Consider the following 14221-nt stretch of genomic DNA (forward strand, 5'->3'; position numbering starts at 1 on the left):
AAGATTTTTTTGAACTTCATCTAAACAGAAAAAAGAGCATTCCACTGCCTCTTGGCAGTAGAATGCTCTCCTACTTCACATATAATTTAATTACAAGATTGCGATCATTATTACTTAACCGTTCTTTTGGATAAGCAAAGTGATTTCATCACGATTATGGAAAAGTTGTTTTGCTTGTAGTACCGTATAACCTGAACCTAATCTTTCCTTCACTTCTCGAATGCTTTGCATCACTTTTTTGTTCATTAGTTTCAATGTAATGATACCATAAGAGTAAGGTTTTAATGCTGGACGTAATACTAGCACTAATTTACTCATCATTAATGGATTCCAACTCATATCACATACGATGAGATCAAAGCTTGCTTTCGGAAGTTTCACATCTGAGGCATTCATTTTCAGATGTGTTAATGCAGGATGACTACTAACTTTTTCATCCAATACTGCTGGGTCAATGGCTGTTACTTTCAAACCTCGCTCTAGCAGCAGGCTACTCCATCCTCCTGGAGCGGCACCAACATCAATCGCCTGTTTGAACAATGATAAATCTAGTCCAAATACTTGTTCTGCTTCAAGCAACTTAAATTTAGCACGAGAAGCTTGACCTTCTTCACGTTGGAAACGAATTGCACCACCTGGCCAATCTGAACGAAGTTCCTCAACTGTACCAAAACCAACATATAGATGAGTGTGATGAGCAAAGATCGTAATAATTAGATCGGGATTTTGCAATACTAGCTGCCCACCCACTTCTACAATCGCTTCCTCCATAGCACTCTTAATCTCTGACTTCGTATTGACAAGTAAACTTTCACGGCTTGTACGAATATGAATTGAGATTTTTTTATCTGCAACGGATGAATCAATATAAGAAATCATTTCAACAAGTTGATTAACGTCGGTTGCTTGTCCAGTTAAGACAAACTCACGATCAATCGGTTGAACATGTCTTAGAAAAATAAGTTCAGATGTAGACAACCGTTGTTGTACTTCATCGCTTTCCATTGGAATATCGAATAAAAATACTTCACCAGGAACTAGCTGTGTGAAATTGATGGATGTAAATAATCTACGCAGTTCTTCCATCGCGTATGGTGAAAAATTTTGATTGGATGTACCGATCCACTTGCTCATGTTTTGCCTCTTTCATCATTCAATTAGATTTTTTGTTATGTCATCAATAACTTGTTGAGGCATTGGTTTACCGAAAAGTTCAACGTCTGCTGGTATTGATTCCTTCAAAGCATAATACATTTGTTCCCTGCCGAACATACTTGACGTGTGTAAATAGATCGTCTTAGGAAACTTACGTGTAGTAATAATATGTTGAACGACTTCAAATCCTGTTGGTTGATTCCAACCAAGATCATAGTCCAAAGATAATATATCGATATCTTCCATATCAATTAACATTTTACACTCTGCCGCATCTTTTGCAAGTACAAAACCTTTTGGACATATGCGGAAATCATCTAAATAGACATGAATCATATGATAGTCTCCTTTATTCTGTATCCAAAAGTTGTACTGATATTATGAAATATCTCATTCATTATTGCTGACAGTGTGGACACACATAACTTTTTTGTTTGGCTACAACAAGTTGCTGAATTGGCTCTGAACAGACCGTACATGGCTCTCCTTCACGTTGAAACACTTTCAATTTATCATTATAGCTACCAGTAAATGAGTCTTGAGCAAACAATGCTTGCTCCTTAGATCCCCCATCAGCAATCGCATTTTTCAAAACCGTTTGCATAGCTGTAAATAACGCTTCCCCTTCAACTGCAGTTAAAGTGTTGGCTTTACGATTAGGTTTCAGGCGAGCTTCAAACAAGATCTCATCACTATAGATCGCTCCAATACCTGTCATTAAAGTAGCGTCGAGCAATAGAGTTTTCAAATAGTTACGTTTTTTCCCTAATACAAGTTGTAGGGCACTTAATGTAAAGCGTTTATCAAGTGGGTCCGGTCCACAAATTTTTAATTGATCATCTACTTCGCGAACTGTCAACAATTGAATAGCTTCATCAGCAAGCTCATAGAAAGCAACGTATCTATTATTAAAGTACAATACCAAATGTGCACCCGATTTCAATGGTTCGCCAGCTTCTCCGCCGTAAAAACGACTACTTTCATGTAAGTAGATCATAAGACGCTTACCTGTATCAAGATGTAATATCAGATGACCTGCTCGGCGTTCTACAAACCATATCGTTGCATGCACTAATGCATCGGATAGTTTTGTTTTTTTACCTACTAAAGCTTTACTATTCACTACAATTTTTGTGATTGGAGCTCCTGCATATTTTTCAGCTAATACAGCGCGTATAACATCTAATTCTGGCAATTCATACATGCTTAAAATCCTCCCTATCATGTTCCAAGAACATTACATCTTATCTATTCTTTCATAGATTGTCATCATTCAAATATAACTTAATCATTACCCAAAAATCGCTGGAAATCTTGTATTGTTTCGAAAATATACTCAGCATCACAACCAGCCTGCTCAGTATAGTATGACTTATTGTTCGCATTCGTTAACCCTGTATATAATAATACTGTTCCACAGCCAGAATGAACGCCCGCTGCGATATCAGTAGACATATTATCACCAACTACTAACGCTTCATGTGCTTCTACACCTAACTGAGAAAGCGCATATTGTACTAGTATACTCGAAGGTTTTCCAATCACAATGGGCTGCTTACCAGATGAAGCTTGTAGCATAGCACCAATCGATCCTGCTCCAGGAATTAATCCCCCATTAGCAGGTAGTAACAAATCTGGATTAGTCATAATTGAAGTAGCACCTGCACGAATGAGAGTTATCGCTTTAGTAGCCTTCTCGTAATTGAATGATTTATCTATTCCTTGTACAACATAATCTGGATTTTCATCTGTAATTTCGATTCCAGCATCTTCTAACGCGGTACGTAATCCATGCTCACCGATCATAAAAACTTTAGGTTTTTGTGGGCTATTTTGCTCTGTAATATAATGTGCAGTAGCTTGAGCAGATGTGCATATATGTTCAGGCTTTGCAAAAATACCCATCGCATTCAATCGATCCGAAACTTGCTCTGGCGTTGCCGAAGAGTTATTCGTAACAAAACGATAAAGCCAGTTATGCTCCTGCAAATACGTTATTAACTGACTTGCACCCTCTATTGGCGAATCTCCATGATACATCGTACCGTCTAGATCAATGAGTAGTGCTTTATATTTGTTATGCATAGCGGTCATTTTATCATTCTCCTATTATATGAGAACATCTTGCAGATGTTATTCGATTTAACCTCTAACTTGTCTCATTTTAATATATCAATATTCAAGATAACATAATAATTCATTTCTATACAGAAAAAAAAAGCTAATGGTAGGAAAATCCTCACATTAGCTCTAATTAACTACATATTTATACCTTGTTTCTTCTCTAGCCTTGCCAAACGTTTACGTATCGCTAAGACATGTTGTTGTTCACTTCGTTGTTTACGACGACTATAGTTAACATGTTTCAATGATGCCTCTAACGCAATGGTTGCATAGCGATACGCTTCATCAAATTCCTTTGTCTTATGCTCATAATACATTGAAAGTTCAATCGCAGCATCTATCTCATCTCTTTGTGGAAATAGACCAATATGATCCACCATTCGATGCCATAATGTAAGTGCACGAGCCATATTTTGTTGCTTCTTATCGCGCATCGCTAGTAGCATTAACGTATTCGAAGCCGTTGTTGGTACATGTACTGCCATAGTGTATAGTTGTTCGGAGTAGGTTGTGAAACCCATCTTCTCTAACCATAGCCCTGTTCGTACCATTTCTTCTGGCTCTGAAGGTTGTTGAACATAATGAGTGATCTCTGTGTCACTCAACAAATGAGCAAACCTTGTTGCTAGTGAGACCAGAGATAACATATCAATTTCATTATGCAGAAATACACCTTCTAATATTTTTGGATTACCATCTGACAAATATTCAAAATACAGTCTAGGAGCTTCTGAACCTGGTACATCCTCTACTCGTGAAATTCCTAGGCGCATTTCCTCTATATGACTAAGTTTGCAAGATTCTAAAGTATTACGCCATAAGCTACGAGATGGGTGTAACAAATCAATATGTAACGGCTCCCATATTTCTTGGCGCATACCATTAATGACATAGCGACTATGTACTAACGGCCAATCAAAACTTTTACCATTATATGAGATAAGATGAGTATAACTTTTCGTTAGATGATGCAAATGCGCTAGCATTGCCCTTTCCTCTGCTGGATGACGAATCAATGCTTGTTGAACAATAAGCGTGTCATTCTCCCAGAAGGCAAGTCCAATCATAAATGGTATATTACCTGTGCCAACACCAAGACCTGTTGTCTCCAAATCTAGAAATAGAATATTGTTTGCATGTGCTTGCTGATCTGGGAAAAAGGCTTGAAGATGATGAGCAACTTGTTGCCATTCGCTCAATTGATGCATGCCATGGTAATGACTACTGTCATATCGATGTGTACGCATTAAAAATTCGCCATGTTCATTGCTCATTAGGTTTACATCTAGTGCTTTCCATTGTTCTGCATATGGTTCTTTTGCGGTCAATAACTGATTCTCGACAACCGTTTGCTCTTGTGATACTCTATCTACTACTTGAAAGTTATCAACTGAAGTTACTGAATTCGTATATTCATTAGACGATTCATCATTTTTTATTCCTTGCAATCGATGCAAACGCGATTTCAAACTACTCATCCAAACCCTCCTCTCAGCATTTTGATCGTAATTATAGATCAAGTAGTTGCAGTGCAGCTTGTTTACCTATAATTCCTACTTCTTCAATAGGACCAACACAAGCAGGACAACCACTCACACATTGGCATTGTGTAATTAATTGCTGTGCATTGCGAATTAACGAACTATGAATCTCATAAAGTCGCTTACTAAGACCTATGCCACCAGGATATCTATCATAAAAAAAGATCGTCGGTTTGCCAGTGTGCAATGCTTTCACTTGAGGCACAACTCGAATATCGAAAGGATCACACATAAGATAGAGCGGAGCTATATTAGATAATACATTGGCTAGCCCTAATAGCGCAGATTGTACTTGTTCCTTCGTCATACTTGCTAACCGTTCTTCGGAGAAAGTGAACCAATAACTAGCTGTATGCAATTCTTCTTCTGGCAGATTGATAGGACCGGACCCTATATTTTCATGAGTCAACAAACGTATCTTTTTGAATATAGTAGGTTGTGCATTAACCGTTACTTCGCCATAACATTGCTCTAGATCACCAGTTGTCTTCTGCTGGTCAATATGAAGCACCTTCAACTCAACTGCGAGATTTGCGTCGGTATAATAATCTACATCTACTTCACGAACATATGCTTTTTTCTCTTCATAATCTAGTTTTTCAACCTGATATTGAATTCCTTCGTGAATGTAGATCGCTTCTTCATGAATTAATGTCGGTGCGCTAAAACGGTCAACTTCACCAATGACTTTGTTCTGATTACTTATATCAATAATAATAAAGTTCTCACCAGCTGCTGAGCGCAATGATATATTGTGAGCTGGGAATGATTGCGCCATCCAGAACCATCTGTCTCCCGAATAATGAACGACTTTCTCTTCCGTTAGAAATTCTAGCATATCCTCCAAAGATTCTTTGCCAAATTGTTCACCACGCTGGAACGGTAATTCATAAGCCGCACATTTAATATGATCAATAAGAATTAATAAATTATCAGGGTCGATCAATGCTTGCTCAGGTGGTCTGTTAAAGAAATAATCAGGATTTTGCACCATATATTGATCAAGTGGATTGCTACTTGCAACAAGGAAAGTTACCGATACTTCATTACGTCTACCTGCACGTCCAGATTGCTGCCATGTACTTGCAATAGTACCAGGGTATCCATTCAGTACACATGCTTGAAGTTGTCCAATATCAATGCCGAGTTCAAGCGCATTCGTACTTACCACCGCTTTAATTTCTCCAGTTCGCAAGCCTCTTTCAATTTCTCTACGAAGTTTTGGAAGGTATCCCCCACGATAGCCTCTAATGGTATGATCATTAACTTTATGATCCGTTAACTCCTGTAAATACGTTAGGAGCAACTCTACACGAACACGACTTCTAGCGAATACAATCGTTTGCAATCCTTGCTTAATTAACATGCTGGCTAATTTCTTAGTTTCTAACACGCTACTTCTCCGTATCCCTAGCTGTTCATTGACAACAGGTGGATTGTAGAAGATAAAGTGCTTTTCACCGGAAGGTGCTCCGTTCACATTTACAACATGAACAGGTCTACCAATAAGACGAGAAGCATGTTCCCCAGGATTCTCAATGGTAGCTGATGCTAATAGAAATTGCGGGTTTGAACCATAAAATTTGCAGATTCGTAATAATCTCCGAATAACGTTAGCAACATGGGACCCAAAAACTCCTCGGTAAGCATGTACCTCATCAATGACTATGAATTTTAAGTTTTCGAATAATTTTACCCACTTTGTATGATGGGGTAATATTGCCGAATGTAACATATCTGGATTCGTAACCACAATATGCCCGCTATTACGAATAGCTGTCCGAGCACTCGGTGCTGTATCACCATCATATGTATTACATTTCAACTCACAATCCATAAGATCAGCAAATTGTTGAAGTTCAGCCACCTGATCTTGCGCTAAAGCTTTCGTAGGAAACATATATAAAGCTCTTGAATTAGGATTATGCACGATTTCTTGCAAGACAGGAAGGTTATAGCATAATGTCTTACCCGAGGCTGTTGGCGTTACTGTCACAACATCATTACCACGTGCAGAGGCTTCAAATGCATCTCGTTGATGCGTATATAATTCTGTCATCCCTTTACTTTGCAATGCACGATAAAGTTCTGGATGCAAATCTAGTGGCAAACTAACGCTATGTGCATCCCTTGGCGGGATAACACGCCACTCGGTAACATTTTTCATGATTTCAGTCTGATCTTTCAGTCCTCTAAGCCATTCATGCATATCTTTTGCCTTACCTGTCCACTCGTTCATCCCATTACTCCTTACGCTTAGCAATCACATTTTTCAATTCATCTATATCATTCACTTCAATTAATATTATTGTTATATTACAAATCTAGTTTACAGAATATACGTTCGTAATACAATGGTAAAATGTATAGTTAACATAATCTCAGCGATAGTTTTCACACACAAAAAACGTCGCGGATAAAAGCATCCACGACGTTTTTTGTATCTCTCATAACTCTTGTATCTCTGTTCGTCCATATTCGATTTCGAATATGATACCTTGAACTTATATCTTTTGAACTTATATCTATTGAACTAACTTTAAATAAGAGGTCAAAAAGCGGGATTTCAGAATCGAGAAGATGGAGTGCTACTTGAGAAAGACGGAAGCGCAAGTGTACATTAGTGGGTACACGCGAACCGTACTTTCCAAGTTCACTTCATATTCGACGCCGACTACGCTACAACGCATACTCATCGTTATCAAAGCCCGCTTTTTGAGCATCCTTACGCTTTGTCTACGTTGAAGTACTGTGCTTCTGGGTGCGCAAATACCATCGCCGATACCGACGCTTCAGGCTCCATCATAAATCCTTCAGTAAGCTCTACTCCAATGTCTTCAGGTTTCATTAATTCAAATAAAGGTCCTTGATCCTCAAGATTTGGACATGCAGGATAACCAAACGATACTCGAATCCCTTGATAACGTGCACCAAAACGTTTCTTCATCGTCATCTCAGGTGGATCTGGATAACCCCACACATCACGCATAATATGATGCAGTTTCTCGGCAAGACCTTCGGCTGTTTCCAATGCACATGCTTGCACGGCATGTGATTTCAAATACTCTCCGTTATCTTTAAAGTCGGAAGATATTTTCGAAATCCCTTTACCTGCCGTAACAACAAGGAATCCTACATAGTCCATGATGCCACTTTCCACTGATTTCAAATAATCAGCAAGGCATAGATAAGGCTCCACTTGTTGACGAGGGAAACTAAATCGCTTGATTTCTTTACTGTGATCCTCTGGATCGTAAATAATGATATCATTACCAGATCCTTGAGCAGGGAAGAAACGATACATACCATTTGCTTCTAAAAACCCTTCCTCCATACCTTGCGCATATATACTATCGACTGTTGCTTTCAATTGAGTTGTTCTCTCATCTCCAGCTTCAATCAGTTTATCTACTTGACCTTTCACACCTAGATGATGTCCTAGCAACATTTGCATATTCACATATGGCATTAACTGACTCAAAGGAATATTACGTAAAATATGACGATCCGTATCTGGCGGAATAAAGACAGGTGCATCTTGAGAAATATTAGATTTCACCGCTCTAGTCATTGCAGGTAGCTTCTTATCCGTATCTACTTCATTAGCTAATTGCTCTCGAATTTGCACAAATTCTTCTTCAACAACGGCACGTAAGTCAGGTGTCGTTATCTTATTAGCGATATCAAGACCATCCATCGCATCTTTGGCATAGAGGACAAGACCATCATATTCAGGTAATATACGTGTTCTAGTAAATTTACGCGTTAACGCTGCGCCACCAACTAGAATCGGTGCATCAATACCTGCCGCACGTAAATCTTGAGCCGTTATAATCATCTGTTGCGCAGATTTCACTAGTAAGCCTGACAGACCTATTGCATCGACTTTTTCTTCACGATAGGCTTCAATAATGCGATCAGGCGGTACTTTAATACCAAGATTTATTATTTTGTAGCCATTATTAGATAAAATGATTTCAACTAAATTTTTACCGATATCATGTACGTCACCTTTTACAGTTGCTAGAATAATTTTACCTTTAGTTGCAGAGTCAGATTTTTCCATAAACTGTTCAAGATGCGTAACGGACGCTTTCATAACCTCGGCACTTTGTAACACTTCAGCAACAATCAACTCATTGTTATTGAATAATCTACCGACTTCAGCCATACCTGCCATAAGTGGTCCATTAATAATATCAAGTGGCGTATATTTCTCACGTGCTAATTCAAGGTCAACAATTAGCCCCTCTTTAGTACCTTCGATAATATAAGAACCTAGTCGCTCTTCTAATGATAAATTAGAAAGTTTTTCGACCTTCTCAACTTTCTTATTACGGAATGCAGCTACAAATGCTGCTAACGTCTCATCAGTCGTATTGTAGATTAACTGTTCAGCAAGTTCGCGTTCTTCAGCAGAAATTGACGCGTAACGCTCTAGTTTCTCTGTGTTGACAATGGCATAATCAAGTCCTGATTTCGTAGCATGATATAGGTAGACAGAGTTCAATACTTCACGCCCTGCATCAGGCAATCCGAATGAGATATTACTTAGTCCAAGAATCGTCTTCGTACGAGGATATTTCTCCTTGATCATTCGGATCCCTTCAAGCGTCTCGACAGCTGAACCAATGTACTGTGGATCACCCGAACCGACAGGGAACATATTCGGGTCAAAAATAATATCTTCTTCGTTCACACCGTATTTGTTCACTAACAGATCATATGCACGATCTGCAACTTCTAATTTTGCTTCACGCGTGACCGCCTGTCCGCGTTCATCAATGAGAATCATAACTACGGCTGCTCCATAACGATGGATCAATGGAACGATTTTTTCGAATTTAATCTCACCATCTTCAAGGTTAATGGAGTTAATAATCGCTTTACCTTGAGAGTATTTCAGACCTAGTTCAATAATGTGATCATACGTAGAATCGATCATAATTGGAGCTTTAATCTTTTTCATTACTTGCGGTAAGAAGTTATGAACCGCATACTCTTCATCAATATCAGTATCCTGCAGATTGATATCAATGACATGTGCTCCATTTTTCACCTGTGCACGAGCAATTTCAGAAGCCTCATCAAATTTCTCTTCTTTGATCAGTCGTTTGAATTTACGTGAACCTGAAATATTAGTACGCTCACCAATCATAATTGGGCGATTATCTTCTTCGATAAATACAGTATCTATCCCAGATACAGCATCTGGATGATTACCGCTTTGTGGGCGCGGCTCATAATTAGCAAGAACTTTAGCCATTTCCTCGATATGTGCAGGAGTAGTACCACAGCAACCACCTGCAATATTAAGCCATCCTTGCTTTGCAAAGTCTTCGATTTTACGAGCTAAAGAAACAGGCGTCTCATGATATTGACCATTTTCATCTGGCAATCCAGCATTCGGGTAACATGATACTGCAGTAGGTGCAATGTCACTTAATGAACGAATATGATCACGCATAAATTCCGGACCAGTTGCACAGTTCAAGCCAATAGATATGGGCTGTAAATGTTCTAATGATATATAGAATGATTCAATACTTTGACCTGCCAACGTTGTTCCCATCGGCTCAATAGTACCTGATATCATAATTGGCAAAGTTATTCCAGTAGTTTCAAATGCTTTTCTAACACCAATACTACCTGCTTTAACGTTAAGTGTATCTTGTGATGTCTCTAGTAATATCGCATCTACTCCACCTTCAATAAGTGCAACGGTTTGTTCATAGTAGCTATCTATTAATTCATCAAACGTAACGCCTCCCGTTACAGAAAGTGTTTTCGTCGTTGGGCCTAGTGCACCTGCAACAAAACGTGGTTTATCTGGCGTACTATATTTGATTGCAGCATCTTTTGCTAACTTAGCTGCTGCTAAATTTATTTCTCTAGCCTTATCTTGAATATCATAATCAGCTAGAACAACACTCGTTGCCCCAAATGTATTCGTTTCAAGAATATCTGCTCCAGCGGCTAAATATTGTTCATGAATAGACTGAATAACATCTGGTCTAGTCAATACAAGCATCTCATTACAACCATCTAACTCAGCACCGCCAAAGTCATCTTCATGCAAATCAGCTTGCTGAATCATCGTACCCATTGCACCGTCTAATATTAAAATTCTTTTTTGAAGTTCTTCTTGAAGTCTGCTAATTGCCAATTATATACACCCTTCCCAAAATCACTATCACAAATTTTATCAGATATTCAGTAAAGTTGAAAGGTAAATAATCGACAAGTACTATAATATCATTTATAATTATAAGTATACGAAATTAATTCCTATTGGAAAAGGTGGAATAATATAATGGCAGAAATAAGAATTCGAAATACAGACGAACGTATTCAAGGAGAAGAAAACGTTAGTGCATTCCTTGAGAAGCAAGGCGTAATCTATGAACATTGGGATGTTTCCAAACTTCGTTCAGGACTACAAGAGAAGTTTGATCTTAATGATGAAGAGAAGCAAGAAATTCTTACAACATTTGATGAGGAAATCCGTGAAATTGCTGGTCGTCGTGGATATCTAACTTGGGATGTTATTACATTATCTGAAGGCACACCTAATCTTGATGAATTACTTAAGAAATTCGAAAACGTTCATACTCATACTGAAGATGAAGTTCGTGCAATCACTGCAGGTAAAGGTATTTTCATTATTAAAGGTTCTGACGATGTAGGTTACTTTGATGTTGAACTAGTAGCTGGAGACTTGATTTCAGTTCCAGAGAACATCCCTCACTTCTTCACATTGATGGACAATAAAAAGATTGTTGCTGTACGTCTATTCATTGAGACAGAAGGTTGGATTGCGCATCCTCACGAAGATCCTGCTTTTCAAAAATAATTTAACATTAATAAGAACTGGTTCACCTCCGGGCAGACCAGTTTTTTCTCATTAGTCGTTCCATGACTCATTATTTTTCTTTTCCTCTACAACTTAAATAACTCCACTTGGACAGTTAATAAGTTATTCACAACACAGTCACTTAAAGAGATAACCATTAAACAGTAAAAAGCATCTAAACTGCAAAAATGTGCAGATCAGATGCTTTTTGTATAAGTAATTAAGTTAATAATTCAAATAAGTCATTCAAACTAGTAATAGTATGTGTAGGAATAATATCATCGTTGCGGTCTACTCCATGGCGATTGATCCATACAGAGGTCATTCCAACTGTATTCGCACCAAGAATATCCGTTGTTAACTTATCACCAACCATAATGCAATCTTCTGCTTGAAGTTCAAGCTGGCCCAGTGCATAATTGAAAATCGATGCTCTAGGCTTTCCTTCACCAAATTCACCAGAGATAATAATATGATCAAAGTAAGGAACAAGTTGCGGTACACCCGCAAGTTTTTCACGTTGTAGATCAGGTGAACCATTCGTCAGAAGTAACAATTTATACTGGTCTTTAAGCTGGTCTAGTACAGCGAATGTCTCATCATAGACAATTGGACGACTGCGACGTTCAGCAGGGAACATTTCGCCTAATTTCTTACCTAGCTCAGCATTGTTAATACCAAGTGCAGCCAAACCTTTTGTCCAGGAATCAGTACGATATGATGGAACAAATTGTTGAAGTTGACGGAATTCCGTTTGTTCGCCTTCTTCAAAACGTGCCCAAAGACCTTCAAAAGGATTAATACCTATCATTTTAGTAAATGGAAAAGCTTCAAAAGCTTCATAAATAGCTCTCGCTTCTTGGCGAACTGCTTGTTCTAGTGCCTCTGGATCTACTCCAGTTTCAGCTTGTGCATATTCACATGTCGTACGAAATGCTTCTTTCACACTACGGTCATCCCACAATAATGTATCGTCCAAATCAAAAAGTACAGCCTTCTTCACGCTTGTTTCTCCCCTTTAAATGGTTATACTATCACTCTTACAAATTATTAATAAAGTTTTGCACTCATTCAGAAACAAACAAAGATCTATTCTGTAAACTTAATCTCATGCTTCTCAGCAAATTTCTTCAATTCAACTGTCATATCTTGCAGTGGGAAACGGTTGAAGAGTTTGGAATATGTCCAACTGCTACCGTGGTTAGGCACGATGATAACATATCCGCTTTGAATTTTAATTTCTTTGATGGCAGCCGCAAATAACTGCTTGTCCCCCATCATTCTGCGAGATTGAACATAGTCTTTACCAATCGTAAGATACGGTTTACGGAAATAGAACAACGCTGCAAGTAAAATGTAACTCACAATAGTTAGCCAGTACATTGTATCGAATTTGAAATTTGGATCCATTAACATAAGGAAATTATACATACCAATAAAAAGTATAAGTACTACTGGTAAAATATAATTTCTTCCTGTGAAACGAATTTCATTTTTCTTTTCAACATTCATAACTAACTTACCATTACCAGCTTTTTTACGTGCCTTATTAACTATAGCCGTATTTTTACGAACTTTTCTTTCCCAAGAACGTGACAATATGAATCCCCCTCAGAACTATTTGGTTGTTACTTTAATTTAATAATGTTTTATTGTCACCTTGATCTTCAGCATCTACAAACTCAATATTATCTAGTTGTTGTCTCATATTAGATCTAAAGTTGATAAGATATTTTTTGCGTAATTCATCACGTTCTTTTATCTCATCAGCTGTTAAACCTTCTGACTTATTTTTACGAGATAACTCATTTATTCGAGCAATTAACTTTTCCATATCCATCTCTTCCACTCCCTTCTAGCTAGCAATAACATAATGTTGACATGAAAATCAAAGAGTTGCAACATCACATAGTTGTTAATATTAGAACAACATTTACATTATAACAAAAAAGTCTGTAAAGTTGCATCACCTATCGATGAACTTTACAGACTTATATATCAAACCATTATATTGAAGGTAATATTAACTGTTGACCAGGAATAATAGTATTACTTTCTAACTTATTCCGGTCCTTTATGAGGTATACAATGTAACCTATATCCGAGGCATCACTGTAGTGATTGTTTGCGATTCCCCAAAGTGTGTCGCCAGTACCTACAGCAATGATAGATTCTCCGTCCATAGGTAATTCGCTATGCGAAGTCGATGCAGTAACATTGAATAGAAATAAACTCATTACAATTAGAGTCACTAATGAAAGTGTAATAATTAATTTCCCTCTTATTGACCCTTTTGCTATTAAATGACGAGTAGCTTGCTTATGTACTTTCATCTCACTGTTGTTTTTACTTGAACTTATATAACTGCGATATGCATATGGATTATAAGTTGACATTAAAATCATCCCCCCAAACATTTGTTCTGTTTTTAGAATACACGAACAGACGTTCCGTGTCAACGATTTACCATAAAATATACGAACATATATTCTTGAGAACTTATGTTTGTGCGAACTCGAGTTCTATGTTATAATTTCCCTAATAAAGT

The 14221-nt window shown here is 37.8% G+C and carries 12 protein-coding genes; 1 reads left to right on the forward strand and 11 read right to left on the reverse strand.

Annotation, left to right across the window (positions count from 1 at the left end; genetic code table 11):
* Positions 1–114: 114 nt before the first annotated feature.
* The 7 genes from NAG76_19225 to metH form a co-directional block, all read right to left on the reverse strand.
* Positions 115–1134: an SAM-dependent methyltransferase gene (locus tag NAG76_19225; GenBank protein ID URN93935.1), complete on the reverse strand. Its 1020-nt coding sequence runs from the start codon at positions 1132–1134 to the stop codon at positions 115–117.
* Positions 1135–1149: 15 nt separating this feature from the next.
* Positions 1150–1491, reverse strand: a complete 342-nt coding sequence (locus NAG76_19230; GenBank protein ID URN93936.1) for a cell division protein FtsJ — start codon at positions 1489–1491, stop codon at positions 1150–1152.
* Positions 1492–1552: 61 nt separating this feature from the next.
* Positions 1553–2359: an endonuclease VIII gene (locus NAG76_19235; protein ID URN93937.1), complete on the reverse strand. Its 807-nt coding sequence runs from the start codon at positions 2357–2359 to the stop codon at positions 1553–1555.
* Between the two features lie 80 nt (positions 2360–2439).
* Positions 2440–3249: a TIGR01457 family HAD-type hydrolase gene (locus NAG76_19240; protein URN93938.1), complete on the reverse strand. Its 810-nt coding sequence runs from the start codon at positions 3247–3249 to the stop codon at positions 2440–2442.
* A 164-nt stretch (positions 3250–3413) separates the two neighbouring features.
* Positions 3414–4757 carry a ribonuclease H-like domain-containing protein gene (locus NAG76_19245; protein URN93939.1) on the reverse strand — a complete coding sequence of 448 codons (1344 nt, stop codon included), beginning with the start codon at positions 4755–4757 and terminating at the stop codon, positions 3414–3416.
* Positions 4758–4788: 31 nt separating this feature from the next.
* The gene (locus NAG76_19250; GenBank protein ID URN96886.1) at positions 4789–7029 is read right to left on the reverse strand and encodes a DEAD/DEAH box helicase; all 2241 of its coding nucleotides are present in this window, start codon (positions 7027–7029) and stop codon (positions 4789–4791) included.
* A gap of 516 nt (positions 7030–7545) precedes the next feature.
* Positions 7546–10926 (reverse strand): methionine synthase, encoded by a 3381-nt coding sequence (metH, locus tag NAG76_19255; protein ID URN96887.1) that lies wholly within the window; start codon positions 10924–10926, stop codon positions 7546–7548.
* Between the two features lie 207 nt (positions 10927–11133).
* Between metH and NAG76_19260 the strand changes: the two genes are divergently transcribed.
* Entirely contained in the window at positions 11134–11673 is a 540-nt protein-coding gene (locus NAG76_19260) for an acireductone dioxygenase (GenBank protein ID URN93940.1), read from the forward strand.
* A 220-nt stretch (positions 11674–11893) separates the two neighbouring features.
* Here the strand turns inward: NAG76_19260 and NAG76_19265 are convergent, their stop codons facing one another.
* The 4 genes from NAG76_19265 to NAG76_19280 all read right to left on the reverse strand — a co-directional run bounded on the left by NAG76_19265 (position 11894) and on the right by NAG76_19280 (position 14069).
* Entirely contained in the window at positions 11894–12676 is a 783-nt protein-coding gene (locus tag NAG76_19265) for an HAD family hydrolase (GenBank protein ID URN93941.1), read from the reverse strand.
* Between the two features lie 86 nt (positions 12677–12762).
* Positions 12763–13272 (reverse strand): hypothetical protein, encoded by a 510-nt coding sequence (locus NAG76_19270; protein URN93942.1) that lies wholly within the window; start codon positions 13270–13272, stop codon positions 12763–12765.
* A gap of 34 nt (positions 13273–13306) precedes the next feature.
* Positions 13307–13513, reverse strand: coding sequence for a DUF896 domain-containing protein (locus NAG76_19275; GenBank protein URN93943.1), 207 nt, complete (start codon positions 13511–13513; stop codon positions 13307–13309).
* Positions 13514–13679: 166 nt separating this feature from the next.
* Positions 13680–14069 carry a LysM peptidoglycan-binding domain-containing protein gene (locus NAG76_19280; protein URN93944.1) on the reverse strand — a complete coding sequence of 130 codons (390 nt, stop codon included), beginning with the start codon at positions 14067–14069 and terminating at the stop codon, positions 13680–13682.
* Between the last annotated feature and the right edge of the window lie 152 nt (positions 14070–14221).

Origin of the sequence: Candidatus Pristimantibacillus lignocellulolyticus (assembly GCA_023639215.1) — a bacterium.
Taxonomy (GTDB): Bacteria; Bacillota; Bacilli; order Paenibacillales; family Paenibacillaceae; genus Pristimantibacillus; species Pristimantibacillus lignocellulolyticus.

Excerpts from the sequence above, each read along its gene's own strand:
- NAG76_19230 (URN93936.1), bottom strand. The coding sequence starts at position 1,491 with ATGATTCATGTCTATTTAGATGATTTCCGCATATGTCCAAAAGGTTTT.
- NAG76_19225 (URN93935.1), bottom strand. The coding sequence starts at position 1,134 with ATGAGCAAGTGGATCGGTACATCCAATCAAAATTTTTCACCATACGCG.
- NAG76_19275 (URN93943.1), bottom strand. The coding sequence starts at position 13,513 with ATGGATATGGAAAAGTTAATTGCTCGAATAAATGAGTTATCTCGTAAA.
- NAG76_19250 (URN96886.1), bottom strand. The coding sequence starts at position 7,029 with ATGCATGAATGGCTTAGAGGACTGAAAGATCAGACTGAAATCATGAAA.
- NAG76_19240 (URN93938.1), bottom strand. The coding sequence starts at position 3,249 with ATGACCGCTATGCATAACAAATATAAAGCACTACTCATTGATCTAGAC.
- NAG76_19245 (URN93939.1), bottom strand. The coding sequence starts at position 4,757 with ATGAGTAGTTTGAAATCGCGTTTGCATCGATTGCAAGGAATAAAAAAT.
- NAG76_19260 (URN93940.1), top strand. The coding sequence starts at position 11,134 with ATGGCAGAAATAAGAATTCGAAATACAGACGAACGTATTCAAGGAGAA.
- NAG76_19280 (URN93944.1), bottom strand. The coding sequence starts at position 14,069 with ATGTCAACTTATAATCCATATGCATATCGCAGTTATATAAGTTCAAGT.
- NAG76_19235 (URN93937.1), bottom strand. The coding sequence starts at position 2,359 with ATGTATGAATTGCCAGAATTAGATGTTATACGCGCTGTATTAGCTGAA.
- metH (URN96887.1), bottom strand. The coding sequence starts at position 10,926 with ATGGGTACGATGATTCAGCAAGCTGATTTGCATGAAGATGACTTTGGC.